This window comes from Micromonospora sp. WMMC273 (assembly GCF_027460285.1).
Taxonomy (GTDB): Bacteria; Actinomycetota; Actinomycetes; order Mycobacteriales; family Micromonosporaceae; genus Micromonospora; species Micromonospora aurantiaca.
Genome location: NZ_JAPZBE010000001.1, coordinates 5,663,390 through 5,684,225 on the forward strand (window position 1 = coordinate 5,663,390; position 20,836 = coordinate 5,684,225).

Annotated in this window: 21 protein-coding genes and 1 tRNA gene; 12 read left to right on the forward strand and 10 right to left on the reverse strand. The window is 73.0% G+C overall.

Going from position 1 to position 20,836, the window contains the following annotated elements; all coding sequences use genetic code 11:
• The first annotated feature begins 257 nt into the window (after positions 1 to 257).
• Positions 258 to 1,499 carry an APC family permease gene (locus O7611_RS26325; RefSeq protein WP_269697742.1) on the forward strand — a complete coding sequence of 414 codons (1,242 nt, stop codon included), beginning with the start codon at positions 258 to 260 and terminating at the stop codon, positions 1,497 to 1,499.
• A gap of 9 nt (positions 1,500 to 1,508) precedes the next feature.
• On the opposite strand, the gene O7611_RS26330 is transcribed toward O7611_RS26325, so the two are convergent.
• Positions 1,509 to 3,293: a potassium channel family protein gene (locus tag O7611_RS26330; RefSeq protein ID WP_269697743.1), complete on the reverse strand. Its 1,785-nt coding sequence runs from the start codon at positions 3,291 to 3,293 to the stop codon at positions 1,509 to 1,511.
• Positions 3,294 to 3,380: 87 nt separating this feature from the next.
• Here O7611_RS26330 and O7611_RS26335 point away from each other — a divergent pair, with 87 nt between their 5' ends.
• The 4 genes from O7611_RS26335 to O7611_RS26350 all read left to right on the forward strand — a co-directional run bounded on the left by O7611_RS26335 (position 3,381) and on the right by O7611_RS26350 (position 7,330).
• Positions 3,381 to 3,860 carry an MSMEG_6728 family protein gene (locus O7611_RS26335; protein ID WP_269697744.1) on the forward strand — a complete coding sequence of 160 codons (480 nt, stop codon included), beginning with the start codon at positions 3,381 to 3,383 and terminating at the stop codon, positions 3,858 to 3,860.
• A 77-nt stretch (positions 3,861 to 3,937) separates the two neighbouring features.
• A complete protein-coding gene (locus O7611_RS26340) occupies positions 3,938 to 5,482 on the forward strand; it encodes an FAD-dependent oxidoreductase (protein WP_269697745.1) in 1,545 nt (514 codons plus the stop codon).
• Between the two features lie 54 nt (positions 5,483 to 5,536).
• Complete coding sequence (locus O7611_RS26345) at positions 5,537 to 6,673, forward strand: hypothetical protein (RefSeq protein WP_269697746.1); 1,137 nt, start codon at positions 5,537 to 5,539, stop codon at positions 6,671 to 6,673.
• A 216-nt stretch (positions 6,674 to 6,889) separates the two neighbouring features.
• Complete coding sequence (locus tag O7611_RS26350; RefSeq protein ID WP_269697747.1) at positions 6,890 to 7,330, forward strand: HNH endonuclease; 441 nt, start codon at positions 6,890 to 6,892, stop codon at positions 7,328 to 7,330.
• A 75-nt stretch (positions 7,331 to 7,405) separates the two neighbouring features.
• On the opposite strand, the gene O7611_RS26355 is transcribed toward O7611_RS26350, so the two are convergent.
• Positions 7,406 to 8,029, reverse strand: a complete 624-nt coding sequence (locus O7611_RS26355) for a TetR/AcrR family transcriptional regulator (protein ID WP_269697748.1) — start codon at positions 8,027 to 8,029, stop codon at positions 7,406 to 7,408.
• Between the two features lie 69 nt (positions 8,030 to 8,098).
• Between O7611_RS26355 and O7611_RS26360 the strand changes: the two genes are divergently transcribed.
• Positions 8,099 to 8,650, forward strand: coding sequence for a peroxiredoxin-like family protein (locus O7611_RS26360; protein WP_269697749.1), 552 nt, complete (start codon positions 8,099 to 8,101; stop codon positions 8,648 to 8,650).
• Here the strand turns inward: O7611_RS26360 and O7611_RS26365 are convergent.
• The 3 genes from O7611_RS26365 to O7611_RS26375 all read right to left on the reverse strand — a co-directional run bounded on the left by O7611_RS26365 (position 8,625) and on the right by O7611_RS26375 (position 12,539).
• Complete coding sequence (locus O7611_RS26365) at positions 8,625 to 9,236, reverse strand: hypothetical protein (RefSeq protein WP_269697750.1); 612 nt, start codon at positions 9,234 to 9,236, stop codon at positions 8,625 to 8,627. The two genes, O7611_RS26360 and O7611_RS26365, sit on opposite strands and share 26 nt — an antisense overlap.
• Before the next feature lie 60 nt (positions 9,237 to 9,296).
• Positions 9,297 to 10,064: an enoyl-CoA hydratase/isomerase family protein gene (locus tag O7611_RS26370; protein WP_269697751.1), complete on the reverse strand. Its 768-nt coding sequence runs from the start codon at positions 10,062 to 10,064 to the stop codon at positions 9,297 to 9,299.
• A 75-nt stretch (positions 10,065 to 10,139) separates the two neighbouring features.
• Complete coding sequence (locus tag O7611_RS26375; RefSeq protein WP_269697752.1) at positions 10,140 to 12,539, reverse strand: M4 family metallopeptidase; 2,400 nt, start codon at positions 12,537 to 12,539, stop codon at positions 10,140 to 10,142.
• Positions 12,540 to 12,727: 188 nt separating this feature from the next.
• On the opposite strand from O7611_RS26375, the gene O7611_RS26380 reads away from it, so the two are divergent.
• Positions 12,728 to 13,159, forward strand: coding sequence for a hypothetical protein (locus O7611_RS26380; protein WP_269697753.1), 432 nt, complete (start codon positions 12,728 to 12,730; stop codon positions 13,157 to 13,159).
• Between the two features lie 80 nt (positions 13,160 to 13,239).
• Positions 13,240 to 13,896 carry a type 1 glutamine amidotransferase domain-containing protein gene (locus tag O7611_RS26385; protein ID WP_228532484.1) on the forward strand — a complete coding sequence of 219 codons (657 nt, stop codon included), beginning with the start codon at positions 13,240 to 13,242 and terminating at the stop codon, positions 13,894 to 13,896.
• A 1-nt stretch (position 13,897) separates the two neighbouring features.
• Here the strand turns inward: O7611_RS26385 and O7611_RS26390 are convergent, their stop codons facing one another.
• Positions 13,898 to 14,509, reverse strand: a complete 612-nt coding sequence (locus O7611_RS26390; RefSeq protein ID WP_194801896.1) for a histidine phosphatase family protein — start codon at positions 14,507 to 14,509, stop codon at positions 13,898 to 13,900.
• 64 nt (positions 14,510 to 14,573) lie between these two features.
• A complete protein-coding gene (locus O7611_RS26395; RefSeq protein WP_194801897.1) occupies positions 14,574 to 14,993 on the reverse strand; it encodes a VOC family protein in 420 nt (139 codons plus the stop codon).
• A 157-nt stretch (positions 14,994 to 15,150) separates the two neighbouring features.
• Between O7611_RS26395 and O7611_RS26400 the strand changes: the two genes are divergently transcribed.
• Positions 15,151 to 17,031 (forward strand): hypothetical protein, encoded by a 1,881-nt coding sequence (locus tag O7611_RS26400; RefSeq protein WP_194801898.1) that lies wholly within the window; start codon positions 15,151 to 15,153, stop codon positions 17,029 to 17,031.
• Here O7611_RS26400 and O7611_RS26405 read toward each other — a convergent pair.
• Positions 17,000 to 17,488, reverse strand: coding sequence for a helix-turn-helix domain-containing protein (locus tag O7611_RS26405; RefSeq protein WP_194801899.1), 489 nt, complete (start codon positions 17,486 to 17,488; stop codon positions 17,000 to 17,002). The genes O7611_RS26400 and O7611_RS26405 overlap by 32 nt on opposite strands.
• 38 nt (positions 17,489 to 17,526) lie before the next feature.
• The gene (locus O7611_RS26410) at positions 17,527 to 18,027 is read right to left on the reverse strand and encodes a GNAT family N-acetyltransferase (RefSeq protein WP_194801900.1); all 501 of its coding nucleotides are present in this window, start codon (positions 18,025 to 18,027) and stop codon (positions 17,527 to 17,529) included.
• A gap of 138 nt (positions 18,028 to 18,165) precedes the next feature.
• On the opposite strand from O7611_RS26410, the gene O7611_RS26415 reads away from it, so the two are divergent.
• Entirely contained in the window at positions 18,166 to 18,612 is a 447-nt protein-coding gene (locus O7611_RS26415; protein WP_194801901.1) for a hypothetical protein, read from the forward strand.
• 166 nt (positions 18,613 to 18,778) lie between these two features.
• Entirely contained in the window at positions 18,779 to 19,165 is a 387-nt protein-coding gene (locus tag O7611_RS26420; protein ID WP_194801902.1) for a VOC family protein, read from the forward strand.
• 84 nt (positions 19,166 to 19,249) lie between these two features.
• Here the strand turns inward: O7611_RS26420 and O7611_RS26425 are convergent.
• Positions 19,250 to 19,326: transfer RNA gene (locus O7611_RS26425), tRNA-Thr, on the reverse strand.
• Positions 19,327 to 19,691: 365 nt separating this feature from the next.
• Here O7611_RS26425 and O7611_RS26430 point away from each other — a divergent pair.
• A complete protein-coding gene (locus O7611_RS26430; RefSeq protein WP_194801903.1) occupies positions 19,692 to 20,783 on the forward strand; it encodes an ABC transporter ATP-binding protein in 1,092 nt (363 codons plus the stop codon).
• Positions 20,784 to 20,836 lie beyond the last annotated feature (53 nt).

Here is a 20,836-nt window from a genome sequence, read left to right on the forward strand (position 1 = left end):
TTCGCGGAGAAGACGTTCCGGAAATTGCTTGTGCCGAATCGCGGGCACCATCGCCCGATCGGCGCAGAAAAAATCTGATCATCGCCATCGGATAATCGGCGCGGAACATTCGCAAAGCACTTGACCTGCGTAAACGACTCTACCCAGACCCTCCGCAATCAGCCACCGCTGAGCACCGGTTAAATTACACAAATCATTTTCGTCAATTTCCGGTCGCTGGGCACCTACCGTTCACCTGAGCACCCTAGGCTGCCGGTGTGGAACAACTGGCGCGGCGACTCGGCGTACCCGATGCGGTGGTCGTCGGTCTGGGCTCGATGCTCGGCGCGGGTGTCTTCGTGGTCTTCGCACCGGCCGCGGCTGCGGCGGGCGGTGCGGGCCTGCTGGTCGCGCTGGCGGTCGCGGGCTTCATCGCCTACTGCAACGCGACCAGCTCGGCCCGGCTCGCCGCCCGCTACCCCGAGTCCGGCGGCACCTACGTCTACGGCCGGGAGCGCCTGCACCCGTTCGCCGGTTTCCTGGCCGGCTGGGGGTTCGTGGTCGGCAAGACGGCGAGCTGCGCGGCGATGGCGCTGACCGTCGGGGCGTACCTGTGGCCGGGGCGGGCGCGGCTCGTCGCGGTCCTCGCGGTGGTGGCGGTGACGGCGGTGAACCTGCGCGGGATCGGCAAGACCGCCACCGCCACCCGGGTCCTCGTCGCGGTGGTGCTCACGGTGCTCGCCGTGGTCGCGGCGACCGGCGCGCCGCAGGTCGCCGCCGACCGGCTCACCGCACCGGCGGGCATCGGCGCGGGCGGCGTGCTGACCGCCGCCGGCCTGCTGTTCTTCGCCTTCGCCGGGTACGCGCGGATCGCCACGCTCGGCGAGGAGGTACGCGACCCGGAGCGCACCGTCCCCCGGGCGGTGCCGCTGGCGCTCGGCGCGGTGCTGGCGATCTACCTGACGCTGGCGGTGGTCGCGCTCGGGGTGCTCGGCTCCGACCGGCTGGCGTCCACCGACGCGCCACTGGTCGAGGTGGTGACCGCCGCCGGGCACCCGGGCCTGGCCTGGCTGGTCCGGGCCGGTGCGGCAGTCGCGGTGACCGGGGTGCTGCTGTCGCTGCTGGCGGGCGTCGGCCGGACCACGCTGGCGATGGCCCGCCGTCGGGACCTGCCGGGCGCGCTGGCGGCGGTCCATCCGCGCCACCGGGTGCCGCACCGCGCCGAACTGGCGGTGGCCGCCGTGGTGATCGCCGTGGTGACAGTGGGCGACATCCGGGGCGCTATCGGCTTCTCCAGCTGCACGGTGCTGATCTACTACGCGATCACCAACGCGTCGGCGCTGACGCTCGGCCCGGACCCGGACCGGCGCGTCCCGGTACGGCTGCTCGCCGCGCTCGGGCTCGTCGGCTGCCTGGTGCTGGTGGTCAACCTGCCACTGCCGAGCGTGCTCGCCGGGTTCGGCGTGCTCGCGCTCGGCGCGCTCGGATACGCCGTCCGCCGCCGTGGGCGACCCGCCTGACGCGGCCGGTCACTCCTGCGGGCGGCGCGCGACGGGCGGGCCGGTGGGCGCCGGCGGCGGCGCGGGCGTGGTCTCCCGGAGCAGCGCGGTCAGCCCGGCCCGCCGGGCCACCACCGTGAGCCGGTCACCGGCCTGGATCACCACACGCGGGTCGGCCGACCAGTCGGCCTTCTGGCTCGGCCGGGTGTGCGCGAGCAGGCGTACCTCGCCCGGCCTGGCCACCGCGCTCAGCGGACGGCCGTCCAGCGGCGAACCGGCCACCACCGGCACCTCCGTGACCAGCAGCGCGTGCCGGTCGACCGGGATGGTGGCGACCACCGCGCGATCCAGCAGGGCCGCCGCGAACGCCGGCGCGGCCAGATAGGACACGCTGCGCGAGATGCCGATGCCGAACGCCTGCTGGATCCGCTCGGCGAAGTCACCGTCGAACAGCCGCAGCACCACGCGCAGGTCCGGGTCGAGGGACCGGGCGATCAGCGCGGCCCGCAGGTTCGTCCCGTCGTCGGTGGACACCACCACGAGCGCCTGGCAGGTGTCCACCGAGGCGGACCGGAGCGTCTCCTCCCGGCCCGCGTCGCCCACGATCAGTGGCACCCCCAGCCGGCGCGCCAGCGCGGCGCCGCGCGCGTCCGGGTTCTTGTCGATCGCCACCACCTCGACGCCGAAGTCGTGCAACTGCGCCATCACCCGGGTGCCGATGTTGCCCAGCCCGACCATCACCACATGCCCGGAGCGGTCCGGCTGGACCCGGCCCGCGTGCAACGCCAGCCGGGCGTTGACGATGCCGTCGACCACCGCGGCCGTGATCAGCGGGATCAGCGCCAGCCCGGCCAGGTTGAGCACCACCTGCATCACCTGCGCCGCTACCGGCTTGCCGACGTCCGGATCCTGGCCGGTGAGCGTGGTGACCAGCGTCAGGTAGATCGCCTCGCTCCAGCTCACGTCGGCGGCCCGCGCGTTCAGCCAGCCCAGCGCCGCGATCACCCCGAGCAGCACCAGCACCGCGATGCCGATCTTGCGGGTGGCGAAGTGGCGGACCGCGCGCAGCAGCACCGCCACCGGCTGCCGGCGCCGCCGCGCCCGGACCAGCCGCCGCGCGGCGACCTCGGTGCCCGCCGGCCGCCCGGTCGCCTCGGCCAGCACCACGTCGGCCGCCGCCTCGTCAGCGGGCAGCACCCGGACCAGGTCCGGATCCGTGGTGACGGCCAGGCCGCAGACCACGTCCTGCTGGGGTACGTCGTCGCGGCGGGCCACGTAGAGCGTGCGCCCCGCGTGCCGGAAGTGGGTCGGCGCCACCTCACCCAGCGCGGCGGCCACGAAGGCGGGTGCGGCCATCGAGGCGTCGGAGAGCACCGCCGAGTCGGGGAAGAGCTGCCGCAGCCCGTCCGCCAGGTTGGTGTTGAACATCCGCACCACAAGGCGCAGCCGCGACTCGACCTCCTGGGCGCAGAGCGCGGCGTGCATGTTCCCCACGTCGTCCTGGTGCAACAGGGCCAGCCCGGCCGCCCCGGCCAGCCCGGCCCGGCGGAACGCGGCCTCGTCGAGCCGTTCGGCAGTCACCACCCGTACCCCGGGCACGTCGCGGCCGTCGGGGCCCTCGGACCGGCGGCGACCAGGCACCACGAGCGTCACCCGCACCCGGCCGTCGGCGTTGTCGGTCGCGAGCAGCGACCGGACCACCCAGTAGGCGAGCGGGTCGGAGCCGCAGACCACGTAGTGTGGGCGTTCGTCACCGTTCATCCGGAGCCGCCAGCCGGTCGCGCGGCGCGCGCGGTCGCGCAGAGGCTCGGCCATGTCCGGATCGTAGTCAGCCGCTCGCGATGTGCGCAGCCCCGGCGATCATGGACGCATGGCGGGGGCGGGTACGGGTAGAGCACCGGCATGCAGACGTTCCTGCCGTATCCGGACTTCCTGGCCAGCGCGCGCACGCTGGACCAGAAGCGGCTGGGCAAGCAGCGGGTGGAGACGATCCAGGTGCTGCGCGGGCTGACCCGGCCGGACTACGGCTGGCGCAACCACCCCGCGGTGAAGATGTGGGCCGGGTACGAGGAGGCGCTGACCCGGTACGGGCTGGACATGTGCGCGGTGTGGTGCGAGCCGGGCCGGGCCGACACCTGCGCCGGGACGCTCGCCACCGATCTCGCCGCCGCCTGCGGCATCCCGCTGATCCGTACCCAGGACGAGCTGGCCGCCGCGGGTGAGCTGCCGCCCTGGCTGGGCCGCGACGACCTGCACCGCAGCCACCGCTCGTCGCTGCTGCGCAAGGACCCCGCCCACTATGCACGGTTGTTCACCGACGTCTCCCCCGATCTGGAGTACGTCTGGCCCCCGTCGGACCGCCCCCGCCGCTGCCTGCCGTGAACGCCCCGTCGACGCGTACCCAGCGGGTTGCCCACCCGACCGGCAGACTGTGAGCACCGCCGACTGGAGGATGGCCCGTGAGTCTGTCGCAAGTGGTAGGTCGTCTGATCGGCGTACGCGAGCACCTGGTGGACCCGGGCGGCGGTGGCGCCGACCGCGTGCCGCGACCGGTCCCGGCGCTGGTGGTCGGCGGCGGCATCGCCGGCATGTCGGCGGCTGTGGTGCTGGCCGAGCGCGGCGTGGCGGTGACGGTGCTGGAGGCGGCGCCGCACCTCGGCGGACGGCTCGGCGCCTGGCCGGAGGAGTTGTCCGACGGCGTCCAGCGCAACGAGCACGGCTTCCACGCGTTCTTCCGGCAGTACTGGAACTGGCGGTCGATCCTGCGCCGCGTCGATCCGGCGCTGGGCTTCCTCAAGCCGATCCCGGGCTACCCGATCCTGTCCGAGCAGTGGCCCACGGAGGAGTTCGGCAAGCTGCCGCCCGCGCCGCCGGCGAACCTGCTGGCGCTGCTGCTGCGCAGCCCGAGCCTGCGCCTGGCGGACCTGCGCACGATGGATCGGGACGCGGCGCTGCCGCTGCTCACCTACGACCCGGTACGCACCTACGAGGAGTTCGACGAGCGGACCGCCGACGAGCTGCTCACCTCGCTGCGGCTGCCGGACCGAGCGCGGGCCATGCTGTTCGAGGTCTTCTCCCACTCGTTCTTCAACCACGAGGCGGAGATGTCGGCCGCCGAGATGATCGCGCAGTTCCACTTCTACCTGCTCGGCAACCCGGAGGGACTGGCCTTCGACTGCCCTGATCGGGACTACGGCACCGCGATCTGGGAGCCGCTGACCCGGTACGTGGAGAAGCACGGCGGCCGGGTCACGACCGGCTCGGCGGCGGCCCGGCTGGACCGTACCCCGGCGGGGTGGCGGGTGACCGGCGCCGACGGTGACGTCTGGGAGGCGTCGCACGTGGTGCTCGCGGTGGATCCGCCCGCGCTCGCCGCGCTGGTCGGCGCCTCCCCCGGCCTGGTCGCGGCGGCACCCGAGCTGGTGGCGCGGATGCCCGCGTTCGGCACGCCCGGGCCGCCGTACGCGGTGGCGCGCTACTGGATGGACGGGGACGTCCGGGCGGACCGGGCGGTGTTCAGCGGCGTCTCCCGGCAGCCCACGCTGGACTCGGTGACGCTCTACCACCGGCTGGAGGACGAGCCCCGCCGCTGGGCCGAGCAGACCGGCGGCTCGGTGGTGGAGCTGCACGCGTACGCCTGCGAGCCGGACGTGCCGGCCGACGAGCTGGCCGCGCGGATGCTGCGGGAGCTGACCGCGCTCTGGCCGGAGGTGGCCGGCCTGCGGGTACGCGAGCTGCGCGCCCGGGTCGAGGCACAGGCGCCGGCGTTCACGCCGGGTAGCCACGCCTGGCGTCCCGGGGTGGAGACCGACGCGCCGGGCCTCTACCTGGCCGGGGACGGCATCCGCACGGAGTTCCCGAGTGCGTTGATGGAACGGTCGGCAGCCACCGGGATCATCGCGGCGAACCACATCCTGCGGGCCGAGGGGGCGGCGGCCGAGCCGGTCCGGTCGATCCGTCCACGCGGTCTGCTGGCCGGTCGCACCCCCGCAAAACGCCCGTAAGCGGCCAAAAACGGCTCTACGCTCGACTGATCCGGTGACACGGGAGGTCGGGCGGTGAGCACCGCGACACGGGAGCGGCGCGACGAGGAGCACGGGACACCGCGGGACGAACGGACCGCGGTGGTCACCGCGCTGCGACTCGGCTGGTCGATGGCGGACGCCTACCACCACGCGCAGACCGCCGACCTGACCGACGGCGGGAACCGGCCGGTGGCCGCACCGCCGAAGTTGTCGAACCTGACCGAGCTGGCCGGACGGCACCGGCTCGGCATGTATCTGGACGGCGTGGACGTGGCGCTGGCGCAGATCGCGCCACTGACCCCTGCCGGCCGTACCGTGCCGTCCACCGCCGCCGCGCGCCGCGCCACCGGCACCGACCGGGAGCCGCTGCTGCGCGCGCTCGACGACCTCAACATCGACGTGCTGCGCTGGACGATGGCGACGAACCACCGGGTGGGTGTGGCGTACCGGCTGGGGCGCTCGCTCGCCGACACCGTGCGACGTGGCGACGCCGACCAACTGGCCGCGCGCTTCGGTGGCCGACAACTCCAGATCAGCAGGTGGCTGGACGAGCTGGCGAGCGTGCTGCCGCCGTACTCGGCCGCCGTGGTGCGCCGCTCGCTCGCCGCCTGGGCCACTGCTGTCGGCCGCGCCACGGTGGGTGACCCGGGCGAGGCCGGGCTCGCGGAGCTGGCCCGCGAGCTGCGCAACCAGGGCGACCTGTGGCAGGACGTGCTGACCGGCGGCCTGTACCCGCGCGACCTGCTGGACGAGGAGAACTGGGCGGTGATCGCCCGCAACGTCGTCATCCGGGACCGGAAGCTGGTGGCGCAGGCGGCCCGCGGCATCTTCTGGCCGGTGCTGGCACCACTGCTGGTGGTGCTGCTCGCGGTCGTGGGGGTCAGCGCCGCCGCTGCGGCCGGCTCCCCCACCACCCGGGCTGCGGTGGCGCTCGTCGGCCTCGGCGCGGGCCTCACCGCGATCTGGCGGTCGATCTCCACGCCCACGCTGTCGGTGGCGGCCGAGGTGAACCGCCCGCTGCTGGACAGCGAGCTGGTGGTGCAGATGACCGCCCGGATCGACAGACCGCTCACCGCCGCGAGACGTGCCGGGCGGGCCGGACGGCAGCGGCGGCCCGCCGACGACGGATCGAAATACGTTGGCCACGACTCCCGGATCGATCTACCGTGAGCGCGCAAGGTCAACCACCGTTCCAGGAGCCGTCGATGTCGCTGCGATACGCCACCACGATGACGTCGTGGCTGCTCGGCGACGGCTGCCGGGAACACGGTCCCTGGCCCGGAGGGCACGACTGACGCGCGTCGCGCGTCCCGTCGTCGCCGCCCGGTCCCCGTGGACCGGGCGGCTTTTTCGTCGCCGTACCGCCGATCGTGAAGGGAGAACCCGGTGGACGCCGTCCTCGTCATAAACGCCGACCTCGGCCCGCTGCACCGGGTCACCGTCAAACACGCGATCCGGATGCTCTGCCGCCGGGTCGCCGAGATCCACGAGGCCGAGCCGGACCGGGTGATCGGCGTCTTCCCGCTGCCGCGGGTGGTCCGCCTCGTCCGGTACGTGGTGACCCGCTGGCGGTTCAGCGCCGGCCCGGCCTGGTCCCGGGCCGGGGTGCTGGCGCGCGACCGGCGGAAGTGCGCGTACTGCGACGGCGCGGCGAGCACGATCGACCACGTCCTGCCCCGCTCGCGCGGTGGCCGGAACACCTGGGGGAACACCACCGCCGCCTGCTACGCGTGCAACCAGCGCAAGGGTGACCGGACCCCGGCCGAGGCGGGCATGCCGCTGCGGCGGGAGCCGGTGACGCCGAGCTGGGCCGCGCTGGCGCGGTGACCGACGGCCGGCGGGCACAGGGGGCGGTGTCGGGGGTACGCCCCGGCGCCGCGCCCGCCGGTCCCACCAGGGCGCCTAGCTGTCGAGCCGCCGGGCCAGCCCGTCGAGCAGGAGGTCGAGCCCGCCGCCGAACTCGTCCTCCGGTGCGACCGCGCCGGCCTCGCGCGCGGTCGCGGCGAGCAGGGGGAACTCGTCGCGGGGCAGCGCCGCGATGACAGCCGTTCCGGGGCCTGACAGCGCGCCGAGGTGCTCCATCTGGATCGCCCCGACCACGTAACCGAGCAGGGCGCGGAACGCGATCACCCGTCCGACGGCGGTGAAGCCGGCCCCGGTCAGCACCGCTAGCACCGCCTCGCCCCAGCGCAGGATCGTCGGCGAGCGGTGCCGGTACGCGGGGAGCAACGGCACCACCGCCGGGTGGACACCGACCGCGCGGCGTACCCGCTCGGCCAGGTCACGGATGCCGTCCGCCCACGGGACGGCGGGCGGCGGGCGGGTGTCGACCGGTTCGAGGACCCGCTCGACGACGAGCGCTTCCAACTCGTCGCGGTCGGCGACGTAGCGGTAGAGGCCCATCGTGCTGGTGCCGAGCTGCGCGCCCACCGCGCGCATGGTGAGGCCGGCGAGGCCGTCCCGGTCGAGCACCGCGAGCGCCGCGTCGGCGAGCTGGGCGTGGGTCAGGGAACGGGGACGGGGCATGGCCTTGACAGCGTACAAGATACGCCTACGGTTGTAGGAGTACGTCGTACGCCTACAACGGGAGCGCGCATGGACGTCGTCACCCCTCGCCACCTGACCAGCGTGACCGGCGCCGGAATCGACCTGCCGGATCCGGACCGCCTGATCCACCTCCAGTTCCGTCGCTTCGCCGGCTGCCCGGTCTGCAACCTCCACCTGCGCTCGATCGTCCGCCGGCACGCCGACATCGAGGCGGCCGGCGTACGCGAGGTGGTGCTCTTCCACTCCCCCGCCGACGAACTGCGCGAGCACGTCGCGGACCTGCCGTTCGCCGTGGTGGCCGATCCGGACCGGCGGCTCTACCGGGAGTTCGGTGTGGAGTCGGCGCGGCGTTCGCTGCTCGACCCGCGCGCCTGGCTGCCGATCCTGCGAGCAGTGGTGACCGGCACCTGGCACGTCCTGCGCGGCCGGGAGAAGCTGCCGTCCACCTCCCCGCACGGCGGGCGGCTCGGGCTGCCGGCCGACTTCCTGATCGCACCCGACGGTCGGGTCCTCGCCGAGAAATACGGCGAACACGCCTCCGACCAGTGGTCGGTGGACGAGCTGCTGGCCCAGGTCAGCCGGAGCCGGTCGGCGCGGTGACCACCGGATCGCCGGGGTGTTCCCGCAGGAACGCCTCGGCCCGGGGCACGTCCCGGAGGATCTGCCGGCAGGCGAGCGCGAACGCCACCCCGGCGACGCCGGACAGGACGAACCAGATCGGTGCCAGGCTGAGCAGCAACTGGCCGAGGTTCATCGTCACCAGGCCACCGAACAACGGCACGAGTCGCCGTTGCCGGATCATCTGCGCGGCGGTGATGCGCAGCCACGGCAGGTCATCCGCGGAGTCCACGACCCCGCGCCGGACGGCGCGGGCCAGTTCCCGGCGACGGCGGAAGCTCAGCGCCCAGAGCCGCGACTCGCGGTCGGCCCGGTAGCTGCCGCCGCGGACCATGCGGACCAGCGCGACGACTTCGAGCCCCATACCCAGCACCGCGAGGACCAGGCCGGTCACCTCCACCCAGTCGGGTGGGTCGCCGCGTTCCAGCCAGCTGCTGGGGAACGCACCGTCCGCCATCAGCCCGACCAGCAGCGACGCGAGCGCGAATGTCAGCACCGTGCCGACCAGCAGCAGCCGCACACGACGGCGTCCCCGCTTGATCTCCCGGCGTTCCGAATCACCGTCCACGATGGTCCCCCCGTTCGACGACCGGGACGTACCCGCCGAGGGGTGCCGGGCAAACGGCGGTCAGTCAGCGGTCGGCGGGGCCCAGCCGAAGCGCGGCGGCCGGCGCTCGTTGATCGCCGCCACCCCCTCGCGGGCCTCGCCGCTGTCCCGCACCTGGGCGTGCCACCAGGCGAGCCGGTCGGCGTCGGCGCGCCCGTCCACGATCTCCTTGGCGGCGGTCACGGTGAGCCGGGACCGCTCGGCGATGGTGGCGGTCAGCGCCGCCACCCGCCCGGCCAGCTCGCCGGCCGGCAGCACCTCGTCCACCAGGCCGATCCGCAGCGCCCGCTCGGCGTCGACCAGCTCGCTGGTGAACAGCAGGTGCTTGGCCGCCGACGGACCGACCAGCGCGGCCAGCCGCCGCGTGGTCGGTGCCGGGTAGACCAGGCCGAGCCGGGCCGGGGGTACGCCGAACCGGGCGTCCGCCGCGGCCAGCCGCAGGTCGCAGGCGACGGCGAGCTGGCATCCGCCGCCCACGCAGGCACCCTCGATGGCGGCGACCGTGGGGCGGCCGAACGCGGCCAGCCGTTCCTCGGCGGCCACCGCGATGCTGCCGTCACCGGCGGCGAGCAGCTCGTCCAGGTCGCCCAGGTCGGCGCCGGCGCAGAACGTGCCGCCCGCACCGGTGAGCACCAGCACCCGTACCGCCGGGTCCGCCTCCAGGCCGTCGAGCAGTACCGGGAGCTGCCGCCACATGGCCGGAGTCATGGCGTTGCGCCGGGCCGGGTTGTGGATGACCACCGTCGCCACCGGGCCGTCCAGGGTGACTGTCAGTTCCGCGTCGGACATGGTGCGACCGTAACGGCCGGGGCCCGCCGGCCACCCGCGTGGGGTGGCCGCCGGGCCCCGGGATCGGCGGTCAGGTCAGGAGACGTTGAGCGCGGTGTCGTCGATCACGAACGAGGTCTGCAGCGAGCTGTCCTCGGTGCCGGTGAACTTCAGCGTGACGGTCTGCCCGGCGTAGGCGGCCAGGTTGAACGACTTCTGGCTGTAGCCGCTGGCCTTGTTCAGGTTCGAGTAGGTCGCCAGCGTGGCCAGCACCGAGCCGGACGAGTTGAGCACCTGCACGTTCAGCTTGTCGTACTGAACGCTGCTGGTGGTCTCGGCCGAGTCGATGTGCAGCCAGAACGAGAGGGAGTACGCGGAGCAGCCGCTCGGCAGGCTCACCGACTGCGACAGCGTGTCGGTGCGGGTGCTGCCGTAGCCGTTCAGCCACGCGTTCCACGTACCGGTGCGGGTCGGCTGGCCCTGCGAGCCGTACTGGCCGATCACGCCGGAGGTGGTGGCCCAGACCGTGTTGCCGGACTCGAAGCCGGGGTTGCCGAGCTTCTGGCCGGCGCCGGTGCAGCCGCCGCCGACGCTGCTCACGGTCAGCGAGTACGTGGCGGTCTTCGTGCCCGACGCCGCGCTGCCGGTGACTGTCACCGAGTAGGTGCCGGCCGGGGTGCTGGAGCTGGTGGCGATGGTGAGCGTGGACGAGCCGCCCGAGGTCACCGAGGTGGGGCTGAACGACGCGGTGGCGCCGGTCGGCAGGCCGGACGCGGAGAACGTCACGGTCTGCGCGGTGCCGCTGGTGGTGGAGGTGCCGACGGTGGCCGAGGCCGATCCACCCGCGGTGACCGACCCGGAGGTCGGCGAGAGCGAGACGGAGAAGTCGTTGCCGGTCGAGCTGCACGGCGCGTCGTTGCCCGCCACGTTCACCGCGGTCCACGCGGCCTGGACAGTCTTGTACTCGGTGGAGCAGTTGCCGTACAGGTCGGTAGCGGCCCGCAGGGTGTACGCGCGAGCGGTGTTGGCCGGGTTGCTGGTGTTGACGTACGAGGTGTTCGAGGTGAAGTACACGTCGAGCGCCCGGTACCAGATCTTCTCCGCCTTGGCGCGGCCGATGCCGGTCACGGCCGGGGCCGAGCCGCAGACCGGCGAGGTGCCGTACGCGGTGGCGCCGGTGCCCTCGGCGAGGTTGAAGAAGAAGTGGTTGCCGACGCCGGAGGAGTAGTGCACGTCCTTGTTCTTCGTGCTGGTGGACCAGCAGGAGTCGGACGAGCCGTCCAGCGACGGGTTGTACATGTAGCGCAGCGGCGTACCGTTGCCGTTGATGTTGATCTTCTCACCGACCTGGTAGTCACCCGGGTCGCTCGGCGCGGCGGCGTAGAACTCCACCATGTTGCCGAAGATGTCGCTGGTGGACTCGTTGAGGCCACCGGACTCGCCGGAGTAGACCAGCCCGGCCAGCGCCTCGGTGACGCCGTGGCTCATCTCGTGCCCGGCCACGTCCAGCGAGACCAGCGGGCGGGAGTTGCCCGAGCCGTCGCCGTAGGTCATCTGGGAGCCGTCCCAGAACGCGTTGACGTAGTTGTTGCCGTAGTGCACCCGGCTCGGCACGCCCTGGCCGTTGCCGAAGATGCCGTTGCGGCCGTGCACGTTCTTGAAGTAGTCGAACGTCTTTGCGGCGCCGAAGTGCGCGTCCACGGCGGCCGACTGCCGGTTCGAGGTGGCGCCGTTGCCCCACGCGTTGTCCGCGTCGGTGAACGTGGTGCAGGTGGAGGTCCCGTTGTTCATGTCGCAGGTACGGCCGTTGCCGCGTACCGGGTCGATCATCTGGTACGTGCTGCCGGAGAGCGTGGTGTCGATGGTGACCGAGCCGGTGTAGATGCCCTGGCCGGTGCCGGCCACCGACTCGATCTCGTCGTACGAGCCGATCACCTTGCCGGTGGTGGCGTCGGTGATGACGTGCAGCTTCGACGGCGTCTGCTTGTCCGCCTTCCAGCCGGTCGCGACGGTCTCCCAGGCGAGGCGGCCCTTGCCGCTGCTGGCGTCGACGAACAGCTCCGGCGCGCCGACCGAGGTGAGCGAACCGGAGAACGTCTTGCGGGCGCTGGCCTTGGCCGCGTCCGCGCCGACCTTCGCGGTGGTGCTCAGGGTCAGCGGTGCGGACAGGCTGACCGACGCGCTGGTCAGGGTGCCGTTCGGGGCGGTGTGGATGACGAAGTCACCGCCGTACACCCGCAGACCCTGGTAGGTCCGGCTGTACCGGGTGTGCGCGGCCCCGGAGGGGTCGACCTTGGTGCGGACGGCCTGATAGGCCTCACCGCCGGCGCCCTGGACGACGCCGGGGTTGGCGCGCAGCAGGCTCGCGGCCTTGGCTGCGGCAGAGGTCTCAGGGCTGGGGGCGGTTGGCGCTGCCGCTTGCGCCGAGGTGGTGACGCAGGCCAGCACGCTGCTGGTGAGCAGCGCTGCGCTGACGGCGGCGACGGATCTTTTCACGGGCCCTCCTGGAAGGCGAAGTTGTGACGGGGGTAGTCACTGATGTAGATATAGCGATACATCGAAGAACGTGAAAGAGGCTGGCGAGAACCCGCCGGAGACACTGACCGAACGGATGAGGAGGAGCGGTGACCCGGAACCGGGTGGTCCCGTCGCGCGTCCGAACCGATATGAGAGCTGCCCCCGCCGTGGCGGCCGTCGCCGCCCTTCTCGTCCCGCTCGCCGGCTGCGCCCGCACCGACGCGCCACCCGTCGTCACGGACGGGCCCCCGCCGCTCGTCTCCGAGGTCGTGCTCGAGAAGTCGGGAGGCATCGCCGGGCTGTCCGACACCGTCCGGGTCGGGCCGGACGGCCACTGGACGAGGACCGACCGCGCCGGCGCCTCCCACGAGGGACAACTCGGCGCGGAGAAGCTCACCCGGCTGCGGCAACTCGCGGCCGACCCCCGGCTGGCCACCGAGGCCGCCGCCACCGTCCCGCCGACCATGTGCGCCGACGCGTTCACCTATCGGCTCACCATCGGGCCGAACCAGGTCGGCTACGTCGACTGCCCGCCGGAGACCACGCCGCCGGCCGTCACCGCGCAGGTGGTGGACCTGATCAACGGCGCCACCGGCTGACCCGGCCCGATTTCAAACCCGTTCCGGCTGTGACATCGGCCTATGGCCGGCCGGCGGGCGGCCGGGCCAGCATGGAAGGCATGACTCGCGCACTCATCGCCCTGACCAGTCACTCCGAGCTGGGCCGCACCGGCCGCTCGACCGGCTACTACGTCGGCGAGGCCGCCGAGCCGTGGGAGGTGTTCCGGGCCGCCGGGTACGACGTCGACCTCGTCTCCGTGGCCGGCGGGGAGCCGCCCGTAGACGGGCGGGACGAGAACGACAGCACCCAGAACGACTTCCTCGCCACCGCCGGCGTCACCGACACCCCGAAGGCCGCCGACGTCGACCCGGCCGGGTACGACGTGATCCTCTTCGCCGGCGGCCACGGCACCATGTGGGACTTCCCCGACGACCCCGACCTGGCCCGGATCGCCCGCTCGGTGTACGAGCGCGGCGGCGTGGTGGCCGCCGTCTGCCACGGCCCGTCGGCGCTGGTGAACCTCACCCTCACCGACGGCTCCCGGCTGATCGCCGGCAAGCGGGTGGCCGGGTTCACGAACAGCGAGGAGGCGGCCGTCGGCCTCACCGACGAGGTGCCGTTCCTGCTCGCCGACAAGCTCGGCGAGGCGGGCGCGCAGCACGTACCGGCGCCGGACTTCACCGAGCACGTGGTGGTCGACGGGCGGCTGGTGACCGGCCAGAACCCGCAGTCCGCCCGCGCCGTGGCCGACGCCGTGGTGAAGCTGATCGCCTGAGTCAGATCCGGTAGTCGTCGGGCAGGCCGGTGGCACGCAGCTCGGGCGGCAGGTGGGCGACGTCGTTGAACGCGATGAGCGCCGGCGGGCCGCCCGAGCTGTAGCGGATCACCGTCAGCCCGCAGTTCTGCTGGTTCAGCCCGATCCACCGGCGCGCCGGCGCGTCCACCGCGTGCAGCACCAGCCACGCGACCAGGAAGTTGTGGGTGACGACCAGCTCGCGTACGTCACCCTCCGCGGGGGCGGCGGCGAACCGCGCCACCGCCTCCGCTGTCACGCGCGGTCCGGCGCGCCGCTCCCGCTCGGAGAAACCGGCCAGGAACGCCGCGTACGACTCCGGCAGGCCGGCCGGGTCGGTGTCGTGCGGCATGTGGTCGCCGGCGCGGTCGTCCTCGCGTACCGGAACATCTGGCAGCGACGCCGCGACCAGCGCGGCGGTCTCCGCGGCCCGGCGGGCCGGCCCATGATGCACGGCGGCGAAGCGCGTGCCGCGCAGCCGCTCGCCCAGCAGCGTCGCCTGCCGCCGCCCTCGCTCCGACAGCCCGGTGTCCGCCTCCTCCTCCGGCCGGTCCTGCTCGCCGTGACGGACCAGGTAGAGCAGGCGGCTGGGCATCGGCACCTCCACGGTCGGGGACCGCGAGACTAGCCCGCCGCCCGCCGTCCGGATGGCCCGCCGCTCACTGCCCCTGGCGCATCTGCCCGATCCGGATGCGGTTGCCGAAGGGGTCGCGGATGCCGAAGTCGATGCCGTACGGCTGGTCGGTCGGCTCGTCGGTCACCTCGACGCCCTTCGCGACCAGGTCCGCGTACGTCTTGTGCGCGTCGTCGGTGGTGAAGAACAGGAACCCGCCCGCGGCGCCCTTGGTGAGCAGTTCCCGGACCTGCTCGGCGGTCTTCGGGTCCAGCGCCGGCGGGCCCGGCTTCTCCAGCAGGATCTCCCGGCCCGCGTCGCCGGGCACGTGCACGGTGAGCCAGCGCATGAAACCGAGATCCTGGTCGAGGCTGACCTCCAGGCCGAGCTTGCCGACGTAGAAGTCGAGCGCCTCGTCCTGGTCGAGCACGTAGATCTGGGAGCGGGAAGTCGAAAGCATCGTCATGCCGACGACGCTAGAGCAGCGCCCCGGCCTGCTGCTTATCCAAAACCGCGCAGTCCTGCGGCCCGGCACCCTGGTCCGGCTTGCGTCGTTTGTCCAGACGGGGACACCACCTCGTCACCCGCTGTTAACGTCTTCGCGACGACATCGGGGGAAGTCGATGCAGTTGATGTTGGCCTGGGCCGCCACGAGCGCCCTCCCGCGGTCCCGTGGTGACGCCGCCGTCGCCCGGTTCCACAGCGCCGCCGCCGAGCTGGTGCCGGAGAGCTGGCACCGCCGGCACCTCGGCGGCACCGACTCGGGGGTGCTGGTGCTGCACCCCTCCGACCCGGGCGGCTACCGGTGGCCGCCCGTCGCCGGCGACGACGACGTCACCGCCGTCTCGGTGGGCATCCCGGTCGGCGTCGACGGCGACGACCCGGTGACGCTCGCCCGCCACCTGCTCACCGGCGCGGACGTGCACCGCGACGTCGTACCGCCGTTCGCGCTGCTCGCCCTCGGCCACGACCGCCTCGCCCTGCAACAGGACTGGCTCGGCATGGCCCGCGTGTTCACCGGCACCGCCGACGGCGTCACCGCCTGGTGCACCCGGCCCGGCCTGCTCGCCGCCTTCCTGCACGGCGAGGCCCGCCCCGACCCGGCCGGCTGGTCGTCGTACCTGCTCACCGGCCACTTCGGCGGCGACCTCTCCCCGCTCGCCGACATCCGGCTGCTGCGGCCGGGCGAGCGGATCACCGGCCGCCGCCGCGCCGACGGCGGCTGGCAGCTCACCAGCGAGATCCGGTACGCCACCGACGACGTGGTCCGCAGCGGCCTCACCGACCGGGACCGGCCGCTCGGCGAGCGGCTGGACCGGGCCGCCGACGCGCTGACCCGGGCCGTCGCCGGCCTGCACCGGCTGCACGACGGTGAGGTGACGCTCGGCCTCTCCGGTGGGAAGGACTCCCGGCTCATCGCCGCGACGCTCGTCGCCGCCGGCCGTACGCCGAACCTGGCCACGAACGACGACACCGCCGCCGAGGGCGACGTGGCCCGCGAGCTGGTCCGGCTCGTGCGGGACCGGCGCGGCCTGGAGCTGCCGCACCGCCTCGTGCCGGCCGCTCCCCCGGCCGCCGTCCTCGGCGTCGGCCTCCGGGAACGAGCGCGACGGCTCGCCGCGCTGCACGACCACCAGTTCCCGTCGAACTACCTGGCCCGGCCGGCCGTGCGCACCCGGCTGCCCGAGGTGGTACGCGCGCCGAGCCTCACCGGCGCGGCAGGCGAACTGGTCGTCGGCTACTGGTATCCCCGGGCCGACGCCGACCCGGCGCCCACCCCGGAGCAGGCGGGCCTGACCAAGCTGCTGGCGGGCGTGCCGAACGCCGCGGTGTCACCGGAGGCACTTGCCACCGAACGGGACCGGGTCACCGCCCTGCTGGCCCACGCCCGCGACATCGGCCTCCGCGACGAGCACCTGATCGACTACCTCTACCTGGTCGAGCGGATGCGCCGGTGGTGCACCTCCGCGTACACCACCGGGATGGTCACCCCGTTCCTGGCGCCGGGCTTCGTCGCGGCCAGCTTCGCGTTCACCGCGGCCGAGAAGCGGGCACGGCTGCCGCACACCGCGCTGATCGCCCGGCTCGTACCGGAGTGGGCGGACGTGCCGTTCGTCAGCGCCGCCACCGGGCCGTCCCGGGCCACCCGGATCTGGGAGGGCGACGGCGTCGCCGCCGTCTCCGACCTGCTGGACACCGTCCACGGGCCGCTCACCGAGCTGATCCGGCGGCCGGTCGTGGAGCGGGATCTGCGTACCGCCGCCCGAGGCGGCCGGCCCGATCCCCGCGTGCTCGCCCAGTTCACCGCGCTGGCGGTCGCCTCCGAACGGCTGGAGCCCGGCTTCACCAGGCCGTCGACAGGTGCCACCTACGCCCGGGTCACCGCGCCGCCGCGCCCGCGTACGCCGGCGAAGAGCCGGCTGGCCGGATTGCGCTGGGTACGGCGCAGCCGGCTCGGCGACCGGCTCTGGGTCATCGTGCGGCGGCAGGTGCGGGGGCGCTGAGCACGGCGGCTGGCTTCTTGCCCGCCGTGGCCGGCTTGGCGGCGGTGGCCGGCTCGCCCGCGGTGCTGCTCGGGCGCATCCAGGCCTTGGTGAAGCAGCCCGGGACGCCGGTCGGCGCGGTCTTGCGGCGCCGGTAGGCCGACGGCGACTCACCGACGATGCCGTGGAACGTCCGGCTGAACGTGCCCAGACTGCCGAAGCCGACCAGCTGGCAGATCTCCGTGACCGGCTCGTCGGTGCCTACCAGCAGGTACATGGCGCGTTCCACCCGGCGGCGTTGCAGGTAGCGGTGCGGTGTCTCGCCGAACGTGGCCCGGAAGGTACGGATGAAGTGCGCCTCCGAGACGTACGCGATCCGGGCCAGCGCGGGAATGTCCAGCGGCTGCGCGTACGCCCGGTCCATCGCGTCCCGGGCGCGCAGCATCGCCCGGTTGGACTCCTCGACGGCGCGACTCATCGCTGGTCAGCCTACTGCGCGGCCCGCGCCTCCCGCCCCTACGGCTCGTTCGCGAGGCTCTTGGTCATGATGTGCTCGCGGCGCACGCCGTCGGGCATCAGGCCGCCGACGTCGCCGGTGTCCCGGAAGCCGTTGCGCAGGTAGAGGGCCCACGCGTTCGGGTTGCCCTCCGCCACGGCGAGCCGCAGCGTCCGCGCGCCTGCCAGCCGGGCCCACTGCTCGACCGCCCGGACGAGGTGGTCGCCCACGCCCCGGCCGCGTCCCCCGGGTGCCACGTACATCGAGATCAGCTCGACGACCCCGTCGTGCTCGGTCGGCATCCCGCTGGCCATCCCGACCGGTTGCCCGTCGAGCAGCACCACGATGTTGTACGAGCCGGGGACGGCCAGCCGCCCGCGCCAGCGTTCCTCGCGGTCACCGTCGCCCTGCCAGTCCGCCAGCTGGGCACCGAAGGCGTACCCGGCCTCGGTGAGCGCGGCGAGCCGCAGCTCCCGCCACACCTTCCAGTCGTCCTCGCCGAGGACGCGCGTCTCAAGCATGCGGAGAGGGTGGCGCAGGCATCCCGAGCAGGCAATCGATATCCGGCGTGGGCGGGGTCGGGTGGCCGGGCCTCCACGCCGGCGCCGGCGCCGGCGCCGGATAGCCTGCACCGGCCGCGACGACCAGGGAGCCCGACCATGAGACTGCCGCCCGGGGCCACCGGCTTCCACGCACCCGGCGGACGAGCGGACGTCAGGGCCTTCACCGCCGTCTGTCACCACGCCGCCCGCGCCCTCGGTGCCACCATCGCCGGCGTGACCCCCGCCGGCGTCACACCCAGCTTCCACACCGTCGGCATCGCCGCTGCCCGGCACCACGTCGCGGTGCTGCGGCACGTCACCGTGCCGTTCATCGCCTTCGCCCGCCCGCGAGCCGTCGGCGACGCCACCGTGACGTTCGTCGACCATCCCGGCCTCGCCCCTGTCCTTGCCACCCTGTCCGACGCCCGGGTCCTCACCGCCGATCAGCTAGGGATCCCGCTGTCGCAGGCCGACCTGAGCGCCCTCGACCGCGCCGAACACGACCAGATCGGCTACTGGACACCGGCCACCGTCGGCGAGCTGCTGTTCAACTTCTGGGACTGACCATTAGTGGCCGAGCGCCGTGGCGAGTGCCTCTCGGTCCGCGTGGCATCGACCTCCGCGACTTCTCGCTCCTGCTCGCCGGAATGGCTGCTCGTCAGATGCCAGGGCTCTCTCTAGCCTGAATCCGGCAGGCTCAGCCTGACAGCGCCCAGCGGGGGAGAAGATCATGGAACGCGTGACGGGTATCGGCGGCGTCTTCTTCCGGGCCCACGACCCGGACCGGATCAACCACTGGTACGCCACGCACCTCGGGGTCGACCTGGCACCGGAGTCCTACGACGTGTCTTCCTGGTGGCAGAAACCCGGCCCTACCGTCCTGGCGGCCATGCCGGCGGACTCCGAGCACTTCGGCGGCCCCGAACACTCCTGGTCGCTCAACTTCCGGGTCGCGGACCTGGACGCGATGATCGACCAACTGCGCGGTGCGGGTATCGACGTCGAGGTGGACCCCGAGGAGTATCCGAACGGCAGGTTCGCGAGCCTGCGAGACCCGGAGGGCAACGTGGTGCAGCTCTGGGAGCCCGCAGGTGCCGACAGCCGTGGGCCCGCCTGACCGCTCGTGCGGCACGCCGTCGTGTCGCTGCTGACGGAGCCCGGCGTCCCGCGGCGACATGGGCCCCGGAACACCTTGTGAAAATGGAGCCCCCGGCCGGGATCGAACCGGCGACATCTCGCTTACAAGGCGAGTGCTCTGGCCAGCTGAGCTACAGGGGCGCGTGCGTCGCGCTCAGCATAGCGACTTGCCCCCGGAAATCCCGCCTCGCAGGGCTCCCGAGCACGGAAAACGTCGGCATCCCGACCGGTACGACCGATGGATCATCGCTCGGTCGCGCTCCCAAGCGGGAGATTGATGCCCCGCCGTGCCCGACTGACCGTTATGCGTATGCCGTCCATCCCACCCCGAGCGCTACGTCTTGGCACGATCGCGAAAGCCGTTTACCGTGCAGTGACACGGACGACACTCCGGCCGGCCCCGGCTGCCCTGAGCGACGACCCCGTTGGCCGGTGCCTTGGGCGCCGGTCGCTCCTTCACTCGGATCGTCCGGCACGTTCCTGCCGGTGAAAGGAAGCGCTCCATCATGGCTACGGTCACCTACTCGAAGGCGTCCCGGATCTATCCGGGCACCGAGCGCCCCGCCGTCAACCAGCTCGACCTCCAGATCGGTGACGGGGAGTTCCTCGTCCTGGTCGGCCCGTCCGGCTGCGGCAAGTCCACCAGCCTCCGGATGCTCGCCGGCCTGGAGGACGTCGACGACGGCGCGATCTACATCGACGACCGGGACGTCACCCACCTCCCGCCGAAGGCCCGCGACATCGCGATGGTCTTCCAGAACTACGCCCTCTACCCGCACATGACGGTGTACGAGAACATGGCGTTCGCGCTCAAGCTGCGCAAGACCTCGAAGTCGGAGATCGACCGGCGGGTCAAGGAGGCGGCCGGGCTGCTCCAGCTGGAGGAGTTCCTCAGCCGCAAGCCGAAGGCACTCTCCGGTGGTCAGCGCCAGCGTGTCGCCATGGGCCGCGCGATCGTCCGCGAGCCGCAGGTCTTCCTCATGGACGAGCCGCTGTCGAACCTCGACGCCAAGCTGCGCGTGCAGACCCGTACCCAGATCGCCTCGCTGCAGGCGAAGCTGGGCGTCACCACGGTCTACGTCACCCACGACCAGGTCGAGGCCATGACGATGGGTCACCGGGTGGCGGTCATGCTCGACGGCGTGCTCCAGCAGGTGGACACCCCGCGGGCGCTCTACGACACCCCGGCCAACGTCTTCGTCGCCGGCTTCATGGGCTCCCCCGCCATGAACATCAAGACGGTGAAGCTGACCGAGCAGGGCGGCGCGTTCGCCGAGATGATCGTGCCGCTGACCCGCGAGCAGGTCCAGGCGGCCAGCGCCGAGGGCGGCGACGGCAAGGTCACCGTCGGCTTCCGGCCGGAGGACTGCGACCTGGTCAGCCCGTCCGAGGGCGGCATGCCGGTCGTGGTCGAGCTGGTCGAGGACCTCGGCTCCGACGCCAACGTCTACGGCCACGCCGCGCTGGAGGGCCACAACGAGCGGTTCGTGGTCCGCACCGACCGGCGCAGCATGCCGAACATGGGCGACACCGTGTTCGTCAAGCCGCGTACCGGCCGCAGCCACGTCTTCCACGCCGCCACCGGCCAGCGGATCTGACGTACGCGAGAAAGGGGCGGCCCGCCACGGCGGACCGCCCCTTTCCGTTGCTC

What these genes read in the sequence shown, in the direction of transcription:
- O7611_RS26420 (WP_194801902.1), top strand. Translation starts at nt 18,779, where the DNA reads ATGGAACGCGTGACGGGTATCGGCGGCGTCTTCTTCCGGGCCCACGAC.
- O7611_RS26395 (WP_194801897.1), bottom strand. Translation starts at nt 14,993, where the DNA reads ATGACGATGCTTTCGACTTCCCGCTCCCAGATCTACGTGCTCGACCAG.
- O7611_RS26330 (WP_269697743.1), bottom strand. Translation starts at nt 3,293, where the DNA reads ATGGCCGAGCCTCTGCGCGACCGCGCGCGCCGCGCGACCGGCTGGCGG.
- O7611_RS26355 (WP_269697748.1), bottom strand. Translation starts at nt 8,029, where the DNA reads ATGCCCCGTCCCCGTTCCCTGACCCACGCCCAGCTCGCCGACGCGGCG.
- O7611_RS26370 (WP_269697751.1), bottom strand. Translation starts at nt 10,064, where the DNA reads ATGTCCGACGCGGAACTGACAGTCACCCTGGACGGCCCGGTGGCGACG.
- O7611_RS26415 (WP_194801901.1), top strand. Translation starts at nt 18,166, where the DNA reads ATGAGACTGCCGCCCGGGGCCACCGGCTTCCACGCACCCGGCGGACGA.
- O7611_RS26360 (WP_269697749.1), top strand. Translation starts at nt 8,099, where the DNA reads ATGGACGTCGTCACCCCTCGCCACCTGACCAGCGTGACCGGCGCCGGA.
- O7611_RS26410 (WP_194801900.1), bottom strand. Translation starts at nt 18,027, where the DNA reads ATGCTTGAGACGCGCGTCCTCGGCGAGGACGACTGGAAGGTGTGGCGG.
- O7611_RS26430 (WP_194801903.1), top strand. Translation starts at nt 19,692, where the DNA reads ATGGCTACGGTCACCTACTCGAAGGCGTCCCGGATCTATCCGGGCACC.
- O7611_RS26390 (WP_194801896.1), bottom strand. Translation starts at nt 14,509, where the DNA reads ATGCCCAGCCGCCTGCTCTACCTGGTCCGTCACGGCGAGCAGGACCGG.
- O7611_RS26405 (WP_194801899.1), bottom strand. Translation starts at nt 17,488, where the DNA reads ATGAGTCGCGCCGTCGAGGAGTCCAACCGGGCGATGCTGCGCGCCCGG.
- O7611_RS26385 (WP_228532484.1), top strand. Translation starts at nt 13,240, where the DNA reads ATGACTCGCGCACTCATCGCCCTGACCAGTCACTCCGAGCTGGGCCGC.
- O7611_RS26335 (WP_269697744.1), top strand. Translation starts at nt 3,381, where the DNA reads ATGCAGACGTTCCTGCCGTATCCGGACTTCCTGGCCAGCGCGCGCACG.
- O7611_RS26400 (WP_194801898.1), top strand. Translation starts at nt 15,151, where the DNA reads ATGCAGTTGATGTTGGCCTGGGCCGCCACGAGCGCCCTCCCGCGGTCC.